The sequence below is a fragment of the Kordia sp. genome (assembly GCF_965283645.1).
Taxonomy (GTDB): Bacteria; Bacteroidota; Bacteroidia; order Flavobacteriales; family Flavobacteriaceae; genus Kordia.
Genome location: NZ_CBDIPG010000001.1, coordinates 3,857,646 through 3,876,041 on the forward strand (window position 1 = coordinate 3,857,646; position 18,396 = coordinate 3,876,041).

The window sequence follows — 18,396 nt, forward strand, 5'->3', positions numbered from 1 at the left end:
ACACGCGAACACATTATTTTTGTATCAGATTATAGTAAAGAAAAAATGATTAAAACCGATATACTCATCATTGGTGCAGGTCCAACAGGACTTTTTACCGTTTTTGAAGCAGGATTATTAAAATTAAAATGTCACTTAATAGACGCATTGCCGCAACCAGGTGGACAATGTTCAGAAATATATCCCAAAAAACCAATTTATGATATTCCAGGATATCCAGAAGTATTAGCAGGTGATTTGGTAGACAATTTAATGAAGCAAATTGAGCCGTTTGAACCTACATTTACGCTAGGGGAACGCGCTGAAACTATTGAGAAATTAGACGATGGAACATTCATCGTAACTACAAATAAAGGAACAAAACATCATGCACCAATTGTTGCCATTGCTGGCGGATTGGGAAGTTTTGAGCCAAGAAAACCACCAATTCAAAACTTAACAAACTACGAAGATAAAGGTGTTGAATACATCATTCGTGATCCAGAAATTTATCGTGATAAAAAAGTGGTGATTGCTGGTGGTGGCGATTCTGCGCTCGATTGGAGTATCTTTTTAACAGATGTTGCTTCGGAAGTAACCTTAGTTCACAGACGAACGGAATTCCGTGGTGCGCTAGATTCTGTTGAAAAAGTACAGGAATTGAAGAATATTGGGAAAATCAACCTCATTACACCTGCGGAAATTACAGGAATTCATGGAGAAAATTATGTAACTGGTGTTGAGGTTACCAAAAAAGGAGAAGATTCGTTTACCTTAGAAACCGATCATTTCATTCCACTATTCGGATTGGCACCAAAATTAGGTCCTATTGCAGATTGGGGATTAGAAATTGAAAAGAATGCTATAAAAGTTGATAATACGTTAGACTATCAAACCAACATTCCAGGAATTTATGCCATTGGTGATGTAAACACCTATCCAGGAAAGTTAAAATTGATTCTTTGCGGATTTCACGAAGCTACGTTAATGTGTCAAAGTGCATATCAACGGATATTTCCAGACAAAAAATATGTCATGAAATACACAACTGTAAGCGGAATTGATGGTTTTGACGGAACTCGAAAAGAAGCGCCAAAAGCAGTTGTAAAAGCGATAAACTAAGGTTTTTGTAAAAGAAAATAGTTTCTCGGTAACTCGTTCTTTTTCTGAAGTATAGAAAAGGTTTTGCGTTAATAATTTTCGAAACCTTGGAGAAAATTTAGTAAAAGTTTTTCGGTTTTAGTTTTCGGCTGAGAAAACTAAAAATACCTGCCAGAAAAAGCGCATTTTCTTTTGTTTCTGTTTTCTTTGTGCGAGCAAAGAAAATGAAAATTAGGAATAATAAATTTACTGTGAAATCAAAATACAGTTGATTAAACTAAATTAATATTAAAGTAATAATTCCATGTCACAACAAGACATCACACTAAAAATAACAGACAGAGAAGGCGTTTTACACGAAGTAGTTGCGCCAACGGATATGGCAATGAACCTTATGGAAATTGTACGCTCGTACGAATTAGCGCCAGAAGGAACTATTGGTATTTGTGGCGGAATGGCAATGTGTGCTTCGTGTCAATGTTATGTACATTCTGAGCATGAATTACCCGAAATGAGCGTTGATGAAGACATGATGCTTGCAGAAGCGTTTCACGTGGAAGATAACAGCAGACTTGGTTGTCAAATTCAAATGACGCCAGAACTAGATGGTTTGGAGGTTGAGTTGGCGCCGGAGAGTTGAATGAATTGTAAGTGAAATGATTATAATAACTTCAAACTTAAAAATACAATTAAATATAGTATTGTTAAAAATTTCATGATGTTCACAATGTAATTTAGAAGAGTTTTTACTTTTTTCTTGTTATGTTTTGAATAATTATAAATTACAAGTAAAATTATAAATAATACTACTAAAAATGTTATTGAGTATGCAAAATAATATATAAAATGATGGAAAAGATAATCTTTGTATCTACCATCATCATATTTAACTTTTGAAACGTCTAATATTTTTCCAAGAATAGTAAAATTAGCATTACTACTACCTGTGTATATTATCTGAAAATTGAAACTAAAGTTAGGATCAAAATAATCCCAATTTACCTTTAAAGTATTAATGCCTTTAGGAGTTAATGAAAAATTTGCTATACTAGAATCTTTTTGTTTTATGATTTTATAATCTAGAATTCTATTTTCACTACCAATCTGTAATTCTAAGTCTTTTCTAACATCACCTTTGTATACAGGAATATCTCCACTATTCCATAGCTTTCCAGTTAATAGATATACATTTTCAGTAAGTAAAATAGAATCTTTTTCAAATAATTTAATTTTTGGGGAAGAATTTTCACTATCATAAATTATTGATGAGGTTTGATCAATTTGATATGATAAACTTTTTATTTTTTGACTTTTGAAAAAAAGAAAAACTGATAATATGAGAGAAGCAACAGTAAGAGTTAATGTTAGAATATTAAATGGTCTTCTAATTTCTTCTGTAAACTTCATAAAGTATAAGATTATAATTTTTATTTATAGTAATTTCTTAAAATCAAAGCTAAGATTTATAGATTTTCTAAAAGAAAACTCAAGTCAACTTCAAGGCCATCAGCAATTTTCTGTAAAGTTAATAAGCGCGGATTTGTTTTTCCATTTTCAATTGTATACAATTGCGTTCTGCTAATTCCAAAATGAAAGGCAAAAGACTTTTGGTCGAAACCTTTTAATTCTCTCAAGGTTTTGATGCGTTCTCCTAAATTTTTGAGGTATTTTTCTTCTTTTGTGTTCACTATAGCGAATTTCGATAAAAATTTTATATCTTGTGTTCGGAATAACGAACATATTTTAAAATGAAAAAGACTAGAAAACTCAAAATACATTCTAAATTTAGAGAAAGAGAATATGATAGAATCATCATTCCCGAAATTCGATTGGCAGGAAAATGGCTTGAAAGCTTAGGGTTTATAGGAGGAAATGAAGTTATTATTCATCAACAAAAAAATAAATTAGTCATTACAATCTATAAAGAAAAAGTATAGTTTCGTCATGCTGAACTGGATTCAGCATCACACAAAAAGCTAAAAAAAGGATAATGAGGCACTGAATCAATACTGAATCAAGTGCAACACATGGTTTAGTGTGACGTAGATTTCTCGATAGTTCAGCTGCGTTTATCGAAGAACAACAAATCACAGATTCGCAACTCGAAAAGACGTTTTTGGATTCCAAACCGACTAAATACTACATAAAACCCTTCAAAAAATAGTTTATTTGGGTTGTTTATAGGATAAAAGCGGTTCGTTACTATATCTATGAGGTTGTTTAGGGGCTGTTACCCCTCAACGAACCTCTTTGAAGCGGTTCGTTGTAGAAAATAGTCGGTTAAAAATGGCTTATAATAGGTTCCTCAACCGCATCGAACTATTAAACAACCGCATAAAAACTTTACAGAACCGCAAAGAGATAGTATTTAACCCAAAAAAGATATATAGTATACCGCAAACAATGCTTGTACAACCCAACCTATATAGTAATCAATACAAAAGAATGATTATGATAGTGGTTTTGATACATTTTAAATGTAAAACTCAAAATGTAAAATGTAAAAGTATTTTCAAATAAACGAGTAAACGAATGCACAAAAAGACAAACAAGTAAAGCGACCTAAATCCTAATAATCTTTCTACTCTCTTACATATCCAGAAGCAAAACAATCATTACAATCACCAATTAAAATAAGTGTATTGTCATCAAATTCAACAATATTTCTAAATCCTGTATCGGCAATAATCATTTCACGTGTTCCGCTATAAATAACAGACTCTCTCGTTTCAATAGTATACGTGTCAGTAAAAGTTTCCTCGCCATTTTTATAAAACGTAATTGTACTATCTGTAATCTCAAGTCGTTGTGTATCTCCAGTAGAATCAGGTGTATATGTCCAACCACCAATTCCTCCAGATGAGGAAATCCAATTCCAGTTTCCAATAACTCTGGCATTCGTTGGTAAATCGCTAGCTGCAATATCATCATCATTTGAACAGTTTACAAATGTAATCCCGATAAGGAACAATAAAATATAATTTTTCATAGTGTTGGTTTTAATTAATAATACACAAAAGTTATTGGTATAACTTTAAAATTTGTTTAACGTGACATTTTTAAGATGCATGATGTATGTAAAAGTTGCGTAGCGAAAATGTTAAAATTGTCTATTTCGTTCATATACTCTTTAGAAATGCAAAAGTAATTTTGAAAAATGAATTAACATTTTGACTCCGCTCAGCGTGACGCACCTATAAAGAACTCTTATAATCCGTCAGCTTTCTCGGACCTTCCAATACTTCCCGATCAATCTTTAAAAAGCCTTCGTCGGTTGAAGCAGTATACCATTTTATCAAAGAAATCTCGTTATTTTCAATCTCTATTCCTGTAATACTTCGTGGATGCACGCAACTTCCATCGTTGAAAAAAGAAATCTCATCAGCAGGATTTGGAAATCGTGGACGATGTGTATGTCCAGTTACGGTAATTAAATTGTTATTGTCGGTAATCCAACGTTTAATTTTTCGTTCTACTTTCCGCAAATTTGTATAATTCTTTGCGGGACTTGTAGGATCATGAATGCCCATAATTTGCAATGGTTTCCACAGAATACGCACCATAAAACGACTCCATTTCCAAAAAATATAATTCCACCAATCTGCTTGGTGTCCGTGTGTAAGGAAAATTTCTTGCTTCGTTTCTGTGTGTTGCAACACAATTCCTTCATGATATTTCAAATCGGTAAACAGCGGTTTATCAGTTCCTGTTTTTGGGTCAAAATACGTGGATAAATGCTTCTTTACATACTTTTCATTGCGATAGACCATGTCATGATTTCCCCAAATTAAATGCAATCGGTTGGCTTCATGAAATGCTTTCATAATCATGTACACATTTTTATGTGTTGAGAAAATAGACTGAAAATTCAAATTTTCCCACAATTCATCACCATCACCAAGTTCACAATACGTAAAATCATCTTTGTAATACTGTTTCAACGCATGAAAGTAAATGTTTCTATTATTTGCAAAATCATCCGCAAAGCTATTATCACCACGATGACAATCACTAAATAACACAATTTTAGAATTGTGATCAAACGGAATGCGAAGTGCATTTTTATACGCTCTTGTTAAGCGATTTTGTGAAGACATGAATTAGTTTTAAACTAAGGTAACTATAAAATATAAAACTTAAAATATTAAATGCAAAAGTAGCTTCAAACAGCAAATCAACAAAAATCAAATAGCTATGTAACATACCTCAATTTCAAACGTCTAATTGCAAACAATATATTTTAAAAAATCACCCAGAACACAGGATTTCGTATCTTTGTAGACTAAATAATTTCGATTATGGATCAAAAAAAAGAAAATCACGGTTTAAAATTGCCTTTGCAACTTGTCATTAGTTTTGACCAAGTGATATCATTCTATGATAAATACATAGAAGATAAAAATCATCCATATCATAAATCTGCTCTAGAAATTACAGAATACTTAGACAATTATCCTGAGTTACGAGAAGGATTTACAGATCTTTCAAAACTTGAAGTGTACCAAGAGCAAATCGATTTGGTTTTAGAAGGTTTGTTTCCTGAAATTCTTTCCGATAACGAAATCAAAGTTGCTACAGTTCCATTTTCATTTCAATCGTTTAAGTATTCAAATCGACTCAAATCGATTCTAAAAAATGCTGGAGACGATTATAGTTTTACAGCTCGAAATTTAGAAGAAAAAGAATTGTATTTGCATGCTTGTGTAATGATTTTGAATGTGTGTTACGGATATACAATCGATTTAAAACGTCCATTCTATTTTGATGTTCCAGATAAAAATTTGGGAATTACAAAACATTACAGAGTTGCCTTTAATGGCGATTTTTGCCAAGTGATTCCAACCGAAAATGCACCAAAAATTACTGAAGAAGATGTACATTTATTGTTGGATAATTACGATAATATAGAAGTTTGGAAACAGAAATTTCCATTAGAAAGTTACATATTCAAAGGATTCGGTATAATGAATTTGTTCGATGTTACTTTTGATGAAACATTATCATCTATACGTGAAAACTTATTGCGAAGTGATGATGATTTGGTAGCTTCATTGCGTGAAAATTTAAGCGAATTTTTTAACATCAAAGATTTAAAACTTGGGTTTTCTGTCTATGGAAATATTGAAAAAGACACATATCGAAGTCTTATAAAACGCTCAGAAAGTTTACTCTTTAAAAGTGAAGAAGAAGTAGCGTGTTCTGAGTTTTTCTGTAAAGGAGTTGTAACTCAAATATTTGAAAAACATGAAGAAGTTGCAATTTCTGATATGGAACGTTATGGAGAACTTTCTGGAAAAAACGGATTTTACAAACGACTCAAAGCGCAAGGAATTCAGAGTATTATTTTAATTCCGATTGTAGCTTCAAAAGGAAGAGATTTGGCAGTTTTAGAAATTGCTTCACCACGAGCGTATGAACTCAATTCGGTAAATCAACAAAAATTAAGAGACATTATACCTGTATTTGAAGCTGCAGTTTCTCGTGCTTCAGAAGATTTTCAAAATATTTTAGAAGCTACAATTCAAGAACAATACACATCTATTCATCCTTCTGTAAAATGGCGATTTTACGATGCTGCTGAAAAATATCAACACAAAGTATCGAAGCAAGTAAAAGATCCGATGATTGAAGATATTGTATTTGACGACATATATCCACTATTTGGACAAAGTGATATTAAAGGTTCTTCATTAGCACGTAATGAAGCGATAAAGGAAGATTTAATAACGCAATTGCAATTAGCAATAAAAGTGTTGGAAGCCGCATTGGAACAACATAACTTGCCTATTTATGAAGAATTAATTTTTAGAGTTGAAACGTATTTAAATGATACACAAGAAGGATTAAAAGCTGGTGACGAACTAGGAATTTTACAATTCTTGAAGAAAGATATTTATCCAGTTTTCAACCATTTAAAAGCGACTGATTCGAAACTTGCCGTATTAATTTCGGAATATATAAACAGTTTAGACGATAACTTGAAAGTTGTCTACGACAAGCGAAAAGCATATGAAGACAGCGTAAATATTCTCAATAAAAGACTCGCTAATTATTTAGACAAAAAACAAGAAGATGCACAAGCAATGTTTCCGCACTATTTTGAACGTTACAAAACGGATGGCGTTGAGTACAATATGTATATTGGGCAATCGTTGGTGAAAAATAAATCTTTTCATAAACTGTATTTATACAATTTACGTTTGTGGCAATTGCAAAATATGTACGAAATGGAGCAAGTTGCGTATAACGCCAGAAAAGAAATGGAGCACGATTTGGAAGTTGCTTCCTTGATTTTAGTACATAGCAGTCCGTTAGCGATTAAATTCCGAATGGATGAAAAACAATTTGATGTAGATGGCGCATACAACATTCGATACGAAATCATTAAAAAACGTATTGACAAAGCAAACATAAAAGGAACGACAAACCGATTGACAATTCCTGGAAAAATTGCCATCGTATATTCGCAAGACAAAGATGCGCGTGAATATATAAAGTATATCAAATACATGCAATCTAAAAATTACTTTGGAAAGCTTGAAAAGCTAGAATTGGAAGATTTACAAGGCGTTTCTGGTTTGCGAGCGTTGCGTGTAGAAGTTTTATATCAGGATAATTTCAACGAAAAATCATCCATGACAATTGATGAATTGATGCATGGAATGAACGCATAAAAAATACATTTTACAATCAAAAAAGCCTTCTAAAGTTTAGTTTAGAAGGCTTTTTCAGTAAAATACAATTAAGGAATTATATTATATCAACAAGTATTTGTGGTCGTAATACAAATGCAATACCAAATGCTATAACGGACACAATAATTCCGATCATGAATACCATATAAGTTAATCGTAAAATTTTATATTTTCTATCCAATACTTTTCCTAAAAAGTATAAATCTTTCGTTAGTGACGAATACAAATAATCTTTATCTTTCATTACTTCACCAATTGCCCATTCAAAATCGGGCAAACTCATTCTATGAAAGTTTCCAAAAAATAACAAGTTTACGTTTTTGTTCTCAACGTCTTTTTTATCAAATTTTCCTTCAGTGACATTTGGTCGAGTTGCCAAAATAGACAAAACCATAGAAATTACGGTAAATATGGTAAATATAACTGTAGGAACAATTAAATGCGCATTATCTGCTTGATCTAACTTAGAAACCAATGTGGATAATACCAATGAAATAATAATGGCATTTACCGATAATAATATATTGGCTTTAGTATCAGCAATATTACTAAGTTCAATATGATTTTTTAGTGTCACACGAAACATGGTTTCAATTCCACGCTCAGGAATATCAGTTTTTGTTTTCTTATATTTTAATTCTGCTTTTTTCTGTTTCAGTTTTGTAACTTCTCTTGAAACTTTATTCTTTGATTTTAGGAGTTTGGCAAGATTCTTTCCTTTGCGTTTTTGCCAATTTTTTGCAGCATACGATGTGTGAAATTGGTGTCGTTCAGATAAAAAATGAATATTTTCTTTAAGCCAAGTCGATTCTGAAATCGATACATCTTGTGTAAGCTCAATTTCTTTGCGAAGTAATTCTGTGAGTTCGTTAAAATTCTTGCTTCCAATATGTCCACAATCAGCATCACAAATAACTTGTTCCAGTAAATTTTCAGGTTTACTGTTCACCTTTGTTGCCAAAATCAAGTTGCTTATTACTGTAATATCATTTTCTGAAACTGCGTGTTTTTTAAGAAAATCCGTTGCAATACGCACACTTCTTTCTTCATGATTTGCAACTCCATCAACATAACCAGCGTCATGAAACCAAGCGGCAATAATTAACTGTTGAGCTTCAGGTTCTTTAATGTCAAGTCCCTCAATAAGTTCTTTTGTTTTGCTTACAACTGACTTTGTGTGTGTTAAGTTATGATATACAAACGATTTATCTACATTTTTATTAAGATAGTCAACCACATACTTTTCAACTTCAACAATAATGGTATCCATAAAAATTTCTTTTAATTTGAGTAAAAATACTAAACTTTAAGTAATGTTTCGTAAAGAAGTTGAAAACGTAGGAGTTTGTTGTATATTTTAGTAAACCATTCACAAGGTTTTGTTACACAAATAAATGTTAGTTTAGTATAAAGAGAAAACGATTACAGTATGAAAAATATTCCTGAAATAAAACTCTATGGAACAGCTAGTTGTCACAAAACAATACACTACAAAGAGTTGTTAGCTGCAACAGAATTTCCGTATCAATATTTAGATGTAAATGAAAATAAAACACATGCAGAAGAATTACGAAAATTATATCAAAATAGGAAGTTAAACTTTCCAACAATCACTATTGGAACTAAAAAACTCAGAAATCCGAAAGATGAAGAATTGAAAAAATGGTTACAAAAACTACTAAAATGAATGTACTAAAAAAGATTCAACAATTACCTCTTGGCTATTCAGAAGTACACTATGAAAAAGCAAAATATGGAGTTACCAAAAGTGAATTCAATCAAGGGAAAAGTTATAAAATATATGCAGCAGAACTTGGCGGAAATAACTTCGTAAGTGTAAACTACTACATCACTAAACAAGCCGAAATATTAAACCCTTGTGAAATGCCCAAACACAAAGTCATACACTTTCTAGAAAACTACATTTTATTGAGGTAATAATTTAAAAAACGAATCAGTATCTTTAAGCCATCAAAAATATAACAAATGATAAAATCATTACGATCAGCAGGTATATTAATTTTTATACTATGTTTCAGTGCATGTGCTACTTTTGAAGCACAATATACTAGCGACTTAGAAGAATATACATTTCCAACAGACAAAGAAATAAAACATTCGTTCTATCTCATTGGTGATGCGGGAAACTCTTTAATGGGCGAAACAGCAATTGCGTTACAAATGCTTGAAAAACAACTCCAAAAAGCTGACAAAAACAGTACAGCTATCTTCTTAGGAGACAACATTTATCCTGCAGGATTACCAGAAAAATCTAGCAGAAAAAGAGCGTTTGCAGCACATCAACTAGATGCACAAACAGGAATTGTAAAAGGTTTTAAAGGAAAAACAATTTTTATTCCTGGAAATCATGATTGGTATAACGATGGTTTAAAAGGACTAAAACGTCAAGAAAAATATGTAGAAAACATACTTGGAAAAAACACGTTCTTGCCTGAAAATGGTTGTCCGATAGAAAAAATTGAAGTTTCAGATGACATTGATTTAATTTTAATTGATACACAATGGTACATTACAAACTGGAATAATCATCCGACGATGAATGACGAATGTCAAATAAAAACACGAGAAAAATTCTTAGAAGAATACAGTAGCCTGATCAAAAAAGCACGCGGAAAAACAACCATTGTAGCACTGCATCATCCAATGTATACAAATGGTCCGCATGATGGGCATTACATATTTAAAACACATATGTCGCCAATTCCTGTATTAGGAACGTTGAAAAACTTAATTCGCTCTACAAGTGGGACAGCTAATGTTGACTTATCTAATAAAAGATATAACGAACTCCAAAGACGTATCGTTACACTTTCACAAGAAAATGATAAAGTTATCTTCGTTTCCGGACATGAGCACAGTTTACAATACATTGTAGAAGACAATTTACGTCAAATTGTAAGTGGTTCAGGGGCAAAAATGTCAGGAACGCGCAATGTTGGTGGCGGCTTATTCTCTTATGGAACTTATGGTTTTGTGCGTTTAGATGTATTCAAAGACGGCTCATCTCACGCACGTTTCTACTCCGCAGTAGACAATAAAATGGTTTTTGAAACACAAGTTGTACGAGCGCCAGCACCAGAAGTTGATGTGGTATATCCAGAAACGTTTCCAGAAATGGTCTCTGCTTCAGTATACACAAAAGAAGAAACCTCAAAAACTGGAGTGCATGAATTTTTGTGGGGAGAACGCTTCCGAAAACAATATAGCACACAAGTAGAAGCACCAACAGTAGATTTAGATACATTATTAGGCGGATTGAAACCTGTACGAATGGGTGGAGGAAATCAATCAAAATCCTTACGATTAGAAGATAAAAATGGTGCACAATATGTAATGAGAGCATTGCGAAAACAAGCACTTCGTTACTTACAAGCAGTATTATTTAAAGATCAATACATTGAAGGGCAATTTGAAGATACAGCAACACAAGATTTAATACTAGATATCTTCTCAGGAGCACATCCTTATGCACCTTTCGCTGTCGGTACTTTGGCAGATGCCGTTGGAGTTTATCACACAAATCCAGTTTTATATTATGTGCCAAAACAAAAAGCTTTAGGAGAATACAATGATAATTTTGGGGATGAACTCTATATGATAGAAGAACATACTTCGGAAGGACATTCGGACAAAGCAAGTTTTGGTTATCAAGATGATTTAGAAAGTACGGATGACATGCTGAAAAAGCTAGATAAAGATGAAGATGTAATCCTTGATGAAGCTTCATATATCCGTGCTCGTTTATTTGATATGCTTATTGGCGATTGGGACAGACACCAAGATCAATGGCGTTGGATAGAATTTAGAGAAAACGGACAGCGTGTTTTTCGTCCACTACCAAGAGATCGTGACTTAGCCTTCTCAAAAATGTCTGATGGTTTCTTACTTTCAGCTGCTGTAAAAATAATTCCGACAGCACGTTTATTGCGAGAATATAGTGGCGATTTAGAAGATGTAAAAGGAATGAATATGGAGCCATATCCGTTAGATATGTCGCTAATTCTTCAATCAGGAAAAGACGTTTGGGATGCACAAGTAAAAGCCATTCAGGAAGGACTAACAGACGATGTTATAGAAAAAGCATTTTTAAGCTTTCCAAAAGAGGTTCGTGATGAAGATATGGAAGAAATAAAGAAGAATCTTCGCTCCAGACGCGGAAATCTTCAAGCCATTTCAGACCGTTACTACAAACTTATCAATGAACTTGCTATAGTAAAAGGAACAAATAAAGACGACTGGTTCGACATCCAACGTTTGCCAAATGGTAAAACAAAAGTTACCGCATACAGGATAAAAGGAGGAAAACGAACAGACATATTTCACCAACGTACATATAACATTGAAGAAACTGGAGAAATTTGGATTTACGCTTTAGATGATGATGACGTTTTTGATGTCTTTGGAATCAGTGATAAATACATTAAAGTTCGCCTTATTGGTGGACAAAATAACGATACGTACAACATCCGAAACGGTGAAAAAATTACATACTACGACTATAAATCCAAAAAGAGTACAGTTTTAACCGATAAAGGAAATGCGGTTTTTACAGACAATTATGAAACCAATGTGTACAATTATAAAAAGTTTAAAAACGGAAGCACACAAGTATTGCCGATATTTGGATTCAATCCTGATGACGGTTTCAAAATTGGATTCACAGGAACAAAAACAAATTATGGTTTCAAACGAAACCCGTATACATCACGCCACACTATTAGAACAGGATATTATTTCGCAACAAGCGGATTCGATATAGGATATCTAGGCGAATTTAATAATATGGTCGGACGCTGGAATTTACTAATTGGTGTAGACTTTAATAGTCCTAACTATGCAGTAAACTTCTTTGGTTTTGGAAATAATTCACCAAATCCTGAAGCAGATGAAAATGATGGTTTAGATGTAAACTTAGATTACAATCGTGTCAAAATAAGAACATTTAGGTTCACACCTTCTTTAGTTTGGCGAGGTCAATTGGGTGGAAGTTTTCGTGCCGGATTACTCTATGAAAGTAACAAAATAGAACGTACACCAGGACGATTTTTAGAACAAAATTTCCCTGCAAACTCAAATCTATTTGACATGCAAGATTTCTTCGGTGTAAATGCAAAATACAATTACAAAAACGTAGATAATGAAGCATTTCCAACAATGGGAATGGAAGTAAGTCTGGAAACAGGTTACAAAAACAATGTAAGTACTTCAAGAGGATTTGCTTATGTAATTCCTGAATTTTCCATAGATCACCGACTCATTCCTAGCGGACGTTTAGTATTGGCTACAAAACTACGCGGGCACGTGAATTTTGGAGATGAATTTGAATTTTATCAAGGAGCAGTTTTAGGTGGGCGAACTGGATTACGAGGTTTTAGACACGAACGATTTACTGGAAAACGTGCCTTTGTACAATCTACAGACGTTCGTTGGAATCTAAGAAAAGTACGTACCGAATTATTACCGCTAAACATAGGTGTATTTGGTGGATTTGATTATGGTAGAGTTTGGATTGATGGTGATTCGTCAAATAAATGGAATACATCGCTCGGAGGCGGATTTTGGGTAAATGCAGCAGATGTTTTGACAGCAAACTTTTCATTATTTAACTCAGATGATGGAGTACGTTTTGCGTTTGGTTTAGGATTTGGATTTTAATTCATGTCGTTAATGAAACTATTTAAGAATTTTAGACAAAAGCTGTTGAAAGAAAAGAAATTTACCAACTATATAGTATATGCAATTGGAGAAATTATCTTAGTGGTAATTGGAATTCTCATAGCAGTTTCGCTTAATAATTGGAATGAAAATAGAAAGGAAAAACAACAGCTTCTAAATATCTATAGTATCATAGAAGACGATTTGCAAAATGATCTCAAAGAAATAGAAAGACTTCAAAGCTATTATAAAACAGTTGATCCATTATTTTCAAAAATACTCAATGACTCTATAAAACGTTTTGATTACACAATCAATCCACGATTACGATATTTAACTATAGGATTTCCTGAAATTACGTTTAACAAAAGAGGTTACAATCAATTAACAGCTTTCAATACAGACAACTTTCAAGACAGTTTATCAACACAAATCATAGAATTTTACACAGAACGCTTGCGCGAAATTCAGATAGATGATGATTTGCGTGCTTCAGACTTTCGAGAAAATTATTCGCACTATAAAAACAATTACAAATGGTGGGCAGATTTAGTGTTGATGAAAAACAATGAAGAATTTACAGAATATGCCTTAAACGATCCAGATTACAAAAATAGAGTTGCAAGCACCTATTTTTCTACTTACACGGTATTTATGCCCGAATTGGTAAAATTTAAAAAACAAGCAACAGTCATTCTTCAAGAAATTGAAAAATGGAAAGAAGAATAAAAGTATAAATATGAAACCGTTTTTTGAGTATATTCTAAATTAAAACCACTTTTTTACCAAACACCAAACCGCTCGCCATATTCAAATTTCCGTTCGTCATAATTTCGGATGTAGAAGCCTGTAAACACAATACTTTTACATCGTAATCAAAAAACAAACAGACATGCAATCATTTACACTATACAAAATCGTTTTCACAATAGCGTTCTTCTTAGCAACTGTCGTGGCTTCTGCGCAAGACATTTCAGGAACTTGGAAAGGTGCTTTAAATATACAAGGAATGGAATTGCCTTTAGCACTCAACATTTCTCAAGCGGAAGGAACGTACACAGCAACATTAGACAGTCCGCAACAAAACGCTTTTGGAATTCCGATTGACAAAACAACGTTTGAAGCAAACAAGTTAACTATATTGCAAAACCAAATGGGAATGGAATATACGGCAACGTTAACTGACGGAGTTCTCAAAGGAACATTTAAACAATCAGGACAAGTATTTCCGCTAGAGTTAACAAAAGGGGAAAAAGTGACGAAACCTGTAAGACCTCAAGAACCTAAAAAGCCCTATCCATACGCTTCTGAAGAGGTTATTTTTAAAAATGCCAAAGCTGAAAATATCAAGCTAGCAGGAACACTAACCTTGCCAAAAGATGTCAAAAATCCGCCAGTTGTAATTTTAATTACGGGTTCAGGACCACAAAATCGCGATCAGGAATTGCTTGGACACAAAACATTTTTAGTAGTATCCGATCACTTAACACGACAAGGAATTGCCGTATTACGTTACGATGATAGAGGAACTGCAAAATCTGAAGGTAACTTTTCAGTAGCAACTTCGTTTGACTTTGCCACAGATGTAGAAGCGGCAATAGCATATTTACAAACACGAAGTGATGTGGTAGACGTACAAAAAATAGGCTTAGTTGGACACAGTGAAGGCGGACTTATTGCACCAATTGTAGCGGCAAGGAACAAAGACGTAGCATTTTGTGTATTACTTGCAGGTCCTGGAGTTGATGGAAAAGAAGTATTGTTGACGCAAGGTAAAAAAGGAGCAGAGTTAAATGGAACAGATCCAAAAGACATTGAAATCTCCATGCCGATTTCTGCTAAAATTTATAGCATTTGTGCAAACTACAAAGGCGAAAGTTCTAAAAAAGAAATAAAAACTTTATTTGAAGAAATGCGCGATAAAATGACAACACAAAAGTCAAAAGATGAATTAACAGATAACGCAATCAGTCAGCAAGTAGAAATGATTACGTCACCATGGATGAGAGCATTTTTAGGATATGATCCGCAAACATCGTTGCCAAAAGTAACTTGTCCGGTATTGGCTGTAAATGGTGAAAAAGACTTTCAAGTATTACCTGCATTAAATTTAAATGCCATTGAAAAAGGATTGAAGCATAACAAGGATGTAACCATCAAACAATTTGAAAACTTAAATCACTTGTTTCAAACCGCAAAAACAGGCGCTTTTAGTGAATATGCAACCATTGAAGAGACATTTTCTCCAGTAGCATTAGAATACATTTCAGACTGGATTAACGAAAGATTTTAAATCATCAATCAAAAGAAAATGCACTTTTATGACGCACCCAAAAATTCGTCAAAAAGTGCATTTTAAATTTTACAACTATCTTTAACTCATGGCAAGGTCAACCAAAATAAATACATATCTATTCTGGACATTACAAATTGTAGGTTGGGGATTTTTAACGATAGCAAATGTTTGGTCAAAAATGTATTTGGTGCCAGCAGAAAAAGTAAAACCAAACTATTTTTTAGTAGAAGGATTTATTTTTATCACGCTAGGAATCGGACTCACATCATTGCTAAGAAACTACCTAAAACGAATTGATTTCATCGCCAATCAAAACCAAAAAAGCTACATAAAAGTATTTTTAGCGTTCGGAATTGTATCATGGCTTTTTTCGGGTATATTAATTGCAGGTGCACATTATTCATTTTTATACATTCATAACAAACCAAACGATTTTTCTGCATTAGAAATCTTTTCTACAATCATAAACATTGCTGTTTTTATCTTCTTTTGGATTCTATTTTATGTGGGAATAAAATCATTAGAACGGTTACGAAAAAATAAAATTGATCGGTTAAAACTTGAAACTGAACTTAAAGATTCTCAGTTAAATACACTCAAAGGACAGCTCAATCCGCACTTTATGTTTAACAGTTTAAACAACATTCGCGGACTTATGTTAGAAGATGTTGACAAAGCTAGAGATATGCTTACACGACTTTCTGAAATGTTGCGTTACTCGTTAAACATGAACAAAGTAGACGCAATTCCGATTGCGCAAGAACTTGAAATTGTAGACAATTATATTGCATTATCAAAAATACAATTGGAAGATCGTTTGGTATATGAACAAGATATAAAGCAAGACCTTACACAAATAAAAATTCCGCCAATGGTATTACAAATGTTGATAGAAAATGCTATAAAACACGGTGTTTCCAATCAGAAAAATGGTGGAAAAATAACGTTAATTGTTACGGATGATAATAATAAAATCATACTACAAGTAAACAATACAGGAACCTTAAAAACGGAGACCGATTCTACTCGAATTGGATTAAACAACATCAAAAAACGATTGGAATTACTCTATGGAAATGACGCAACATTTACCCTAAAAGAAGTTGAAAACGAAGTGCAAGCCACCATCGAAATACCTGTATCGTAGTTATGGAAAATATTACAGCAATTATTGTAGAAGATTCACGCTTGGCGCGAAATGAATTAAAAGTGCTTCTAAAAAAGCATCCGCAAATTGAATTGGTTGGTGAAGCTGAAAATGTAGATAAAGCCTATGAATTAATCAATGAAACGCAACCGAAAGTATTGTTTTTAGATATTAACATGCCTGAGAAAAATGGTTTCGAACTCCTGGAAATGTTAGACAATGTTCCGCTGACAATTTTTACAACTGCGTATGATGAGTATGCCATCAAATCATTTGAATACAACGCGTTTGATTACTTGCTAAAACCAATCAATCAAGATCGATTTTCCAAAACTATAGAAAAAGTTATTGTCAGTATTGAAAAAGAAAAATCAGAAGAAAAACCTTTCGAATTACATCGTCAAATATTTATAAAAGATGGTGAAAATTGCTGGTTAATAAAGATTTCTGAAATTGCAGTATTTGAAATAGTTGGAAACTATACGCGTGTCTATTTTGAAAATCACAAACCGTTAATATACAAATCGCTCAATCAAATAGAAGCAAAATTGCCTGAAGCGACTTTCTTTAGAGCAAATCGACAACAAATCATCAATCTTACACACATAGAAAAAGTAATTCCTTGGTTCAACGGAAAACTAAAAGCTGTAATGAAAAATTCAGGACAAGAAATTGAAGTTTCTCGCAGACAATCCTATAAATTCAAAGATGTTTTTGGATTTTAATCACGATGTGTTTTAGAAGAAGCATTTGTCAAGTCGTTAATTCCTTGCAACTCTTCTTCGGTTAAATGACGCCATTGTCCAACAGGAATGTCCAACGTAACATTCATAATACGCGTTCGTCTAAGCTTTACTACATTATAATCAAGGTATTCACACATTCTACGAATTTGACGATTCAAACCTTGTGTTAAGATAATCTTGAAGGTGTATTTTGTAAGTTGTTCCACTGTACACTTTCGCGTGAGCGTTCCTAAAATAGGAATTCCGTCGCCCATTTTCTGAATAAAATCAGCCGTAATTGGACGATTGACAGTTACTTCATATTCTTTCTCATGATTGTTACGCGCACGTAAAATTTTATTCACAATATCGCCATCACTCGTCAAAAAGATCAAACCTTCACTCGGTTTGTCTAACCGACCAATTGGAAAAATTCGTGAAGGATAATTTATATAATCAATAATATTATCTTTCTCAACCTTCGCATCTGTTGTGCAGACAATTCCAATAGGTTTATTAAACGCCAAATACACAGGTTTCTCTTTCGGATCCGAAATCAATTTGCCATCCACATGTACTTCATCACCAGGCGCAATTTTAGTTCCCATTGCAGGAACTACGCCGTTAATTGTAACACGTCGTTGTTCAATAAGTTTATCAGCCGCTCTGCGCGAACAGTAACCAGCTTCACTTAAAAATTTGTTGATTCTTGTCAATTGTATATCACTCATTTAAAATCCTTTCAGTTTGCAAATTTAAGGAAAATAAATAGCTCAG

General features: G+C 33.1%; 17 protein-coding genes. 11 read left to right on the forward strand and 6 right to left on the reverse strand.

The genetic code is table 11. The features are described from left to right. Positions 1 to 45: 45 nt before the first annotated feature. Both ACQ654_RS17035 and ACQ654_RS17040 read left to right on the forward strand, forming a co-directional pair. Entirely contained in the window at positions 46 to 1,101 is a 1,056-nt protein-coding gene (locus ACQ654_RS17035) for an NAD(P)/FAD-dependent oxidoreductase (RefSeq protein ID WP_430411555.1), read from the forward strand. 283 nt (positions 1,102 to 1,384) lie between these two features. Next, positions 1,385 to 1,720 (forward strand): ferredoxin, encoded by a 336-nt coding sequence (locus tag ACQ654_RS17040; protein ID WP_430411556.1) that lies wholly within the window; start codon positions 1,385 to 1,387, stop codon positions 1,718 to 1,720. 20 nt (positions 1,721 to 1,740) lie between these two features. Here the strand turns inward: ACQ654_RS17040 and ACQ654_RS17045 are convergent, their stop codons facing one another. Then, positions 1,741 to 2,487, reverse strand: coding sequence for a hypothetical protein (locus ACQ654_RS17045; protein WP_430411557.1), 747 nt, complete (start codon positions 2,485 to 2,487; stop codon positions 1,741 to 1,743). 56 nt (positions 2,488 to 2,543) lie between these two features. Then, entirely contained in the window at positions 2,544 to 2,768 is a 225-nt protein-coding gene (locus ACQ654_RS17050) for a helix-turn-helix domain-containing protein (protein WP_430411558.1), read from the reverse strand. A gap of 60 nt (positions 2,769 to 2,828) precedes the next feature. Between ACQ654_RS17050 and ACQ654_RS17055 the strand changes: the two genes are divergently transcribed. Beyond that, the gene (locus ACQ654_RS17055; protein WP_430411559.1) at positions 2,829 to 3,017 is read left to right on the forward strand and encodes a SymE family type I addiction module toxin; all 189 of its coding nucleotides are present in this window, start codon (positions 2,829 to 2,831) and stop codon (positions 3,015 to 3,017) included. Positions 3,018 to 3,661: 644 nt separating this feature from the next. Here the strand turns inward: ACQ654_RS17055 and ACQ654_RS17060 are convergent. Together ACQ654_RS17060 and ACQ654_RS17065 are read right to left on the reverse strand one after the other, a co-directional pair. Continuing rightward, positions 3,662 to 4,069 (reverse strand): hypothetical protein, encoded by a 408-nt coding sequence (locus ACQ654_RS17060; RefSeq protein WP_430411560.1) that lies wholly within the window; start codon positions 4,067 to 4,069, stop codon positions 3,662 to 3,664. Between the two features lie 205 nt (positions 4,070 to 4,274). Beyond that, complete coding sequence (locus ACQ654_RS17065; RefSeq protein WP_430411561.1) at positions 4,275 to 5,177, reverse strand: metallophosphoesterase; 903 nt, start codon at positions 5,175 to 5,177, stop codon at positions 4,275 to 4,277. A gap of 201 nt (positions 5,178 to 5,378) precedes the next feature. Here ACQ654_RS17065 and ACQ654_RS17070 point away from each other — a divergent pair, with 201 nt between their 5' ends. Beyond that, complete coding sequence (locus tag ACQ654_RS17070) at positions 5,379 to 7,754, forward strand: GAF domain-containing protein (protein WP_430411562.1); 2,376 nt, start codon at positions 5,379 to 5,381, stop codon at positions 7,752 to 7,754. Between the two features lie 76 nt (positions 7,755 to 7,830). On the opposite strand, the gene ACQ654_RS17075 is transcribed toward ACQ654_RS17070, so the two are convergent. Further along, entirely contained in the window at positions 7,831 to 9,045 is a 1,215-nt protein-coding gene (locus ACQ654_RS17075; RefSeq protein WP_430411563.1) for a Pycsar system effector family protein, read from the reverse strand. 159 nt (positions 9,046 to 9,204) lie between these two features. On the opposite strand from ACQ654_RS17075, the gene ACQ654_RS17080 reads away from it, so the two are divergent. The 7 genes from ACQ654_RS17080 (at position 9,205) to ACQ654_RS17110 (ending at position 17,619) form a co-directional block, all read left to right on the forward strand. Beyond that, entirely contained in the window at positions 9,205 to 9,462 is a 258-nt protein-coding gene (locus ACQ654_RS17080) for a glutaredoxin family protein (protein ID WP_430411564.1), read from the forward strand. Beyond that, a complete protein-coding gene (locus tag ACQ654_RS17085; protein WP_430411565.1) occupies positions 9,459 to 9,713 on the forward strand; it encodes a peptide methionine sulfoxide reductase in 255 nt (84 codons plus the stop codon). Before ACQ654_RS17080 ends, ACQ654_RS17085 begins: the two co-directional genes overlap by 4 nt. A 48-nt stretch (positions 9,714 to 9,761) precedes the next feature. Further along, the gene (locus ACQ654_RS17090) at positions 9,762 to 13,451 is read left to right on the forward strand and encodes a metallophosphoesterase (RefSeq protein WP_430411566.1); all 3,690 of its coding nucleotides are present in this window, start codon (positions 9,762 to 9,764) and stop codon (positions 13,449 to 13,451) included. Positions 13,452 to 13,463: 12 nt separating this feature from the next. Then, on the forward strand, positions 13,464 to 14,180 hold the full coding sequence (locus ACQ654_RS17095; RefSeq protein WP_430411567.1) for a DUF6090 family protein: 717 nt from the start codon (positions 13,464 to 13,466) through the stop codon (positions 14,178 to 14,180). Between the two features lie 163 nt (positions 14,181 to 14,343). Then, positions 14,344 to 15,744, forward strand: coding sequence for an alpha/beta hydrolase family protein (locus ACQ654_RS17100; RefSeq protein WP_430411568.1), 1,401 nt, complete (start codon positions 14,344 to 14,346; stop codon positions 15,742 to 15,744). An 88-nt stretch (positions 15,745 to 15,832) separates the two neighbouring features. Continuing rightward, positions 15,833 to 16,894, forward strand: a complete 1,062-nt coding sequence (locus ACQ654_RS17105) for a sensor histidine kinase (protein ID WP_430411569.1) — start codon at positions 15,833 to 15,835, stop codon at positions 16,892 to 16,894. Positions 16,895 to 16,896: 2 nt separating this feature from the next. Further along, positions 16,897 to 17,619: a LytR/AlgR family response regulator transcription factor gene (locus tag ACQ654_RS17110; protein ID WP_430411570.1), complete on the forward strand. Its 723-nt coding sequence runs from the start codon at positions 16,897 to 16,899 to the stop codon at positions 17,617 to 17,619. Here the strand turns inward: ACQ654_RS17110 and rluF are convergent. Beyond that, on the reverse strand, positions 17,616 to 18,350 hold the full coding sequence (rluF, locus tag ACQ654_RS17115) for a 23S rRNA pseudouridine(2604) synthase RluF (RefSeq protein WP_430411571.1): 735 nt from the start codon (positions 18,348 to 18,350) through the stop codon (positions 17,616 to 17,618). The two genes, ACQ654_RS17110 and rluF, sit on opposite strands and share 4 nt — an antisense overlap. Between the last annotated feature and the right edge of the window lie 46 nt (positions 18,351 to 18,396).

Coding starts and splice junctions, on each gene's coding strand:
- rluF (WP_430411571.1), bottom strand. CDS start 18,350: ATGAGTGATATACAATTGACAAGAATCAACAAATTTTTAAGTGAAGCT.
- ACQ654_RS17045 (WP_430411557.1), bottom strand. CDS start 2,487: ATGAAGTTTACAGAAGAAATTAGAAGACCATTTAATATTCTAACATTA.
- ACQ654_RS17075 (WP_430411563.1), bottom strand. CDS start 9,045: ATGGATACCATTATTGTTGAAGTTGAAAAGTATGTGGTTGACTATCTT.
- ACQ654_RS17100 (WP_430411568.1), top strand. CDS start 14,344: ATGCAATCATTTACACTATACAAAATCGTTTTCACAATAGCGTTCTTC.
- ACQ654_RS17055 (WP_430411559.1), top strand. CDS start 2,829: ATGAAAAAGACTAGAAAACTCAAAATACATTCTAAATTTAGAGAAAGA.
- ACQ654_RS17085 (WP_430411565.1), top strand. CDS start 9,459: ATGAATGTACTAAAAAAGATTCAACAATTACCTCTTGGCTATTCAGAA.
- ACQ654_RS17070 (WP_430411562.1), top strand. CDS start 5,379: ATGGATCAAAAAAAAGAAAATCACGGTTTAAAATTGCCTTTGCAACTT.
- ACQ654_RS17065 (WP_430411561.1), bottom strand. CDS start 5,177: ATGTCTTCACAAAATCGCTTAACAAGAGCGTATAAAAATGCACTTCGC.
- ACQ654_RS17035 (WP_430411555.1), top strand. CDS start 46: ATGATTAAAACCGATATACTCATCATTGGTGCAGGTCCAACAGGACTT.
- ACQ654_RS17040 (WP_430411556.1), top strand. CDS start 1,385: ATGTCACAACAAGACATCACACTAAAAATAACAGACAGAGAAGGCGTT.
- ACQ654_RS17110 (WP_430411570.1), top strand. CDS start 16,897: ATGGAAAATATTACAGCAATTATTGTAGAAGATTCACGCTTGGCGCGA.
- ACQ654_RS17060 (WP_430411560.1), bottom strand. CDS start 4,069: ATGAAAAATTATATTTTATTGTTCCTTATCGGGATTACATTTGTAAAC.
- ACQ654_RS17090 (WP_430411566.1), top strand. CDS start 9,762: ATGATAAAATCATTACGATCAGCAGGTATATTAATTTTTATACTATGT.
- ACQ654_RS17080 (WP_430411564.1), top strand. CDS start 9,205: ATGAAAAATATTCCTGAAATAAAACTCTATGGAACAGCTAGTTGTCAC.
- ACQ654_RS17095 (WP_430411567.1), top strand. CDS start 13,464: ATGAAACTATTTAAGAATTTTAGACAAAAGCTGTTGAAAGAAAAGAAA.
- ACQ654_RS17105 (WP_430411569.1), top strand. CDS start 15,833: ATGGCAAGGTCAACCAAAATAAATACATATCTATTCTGGACATTACAA.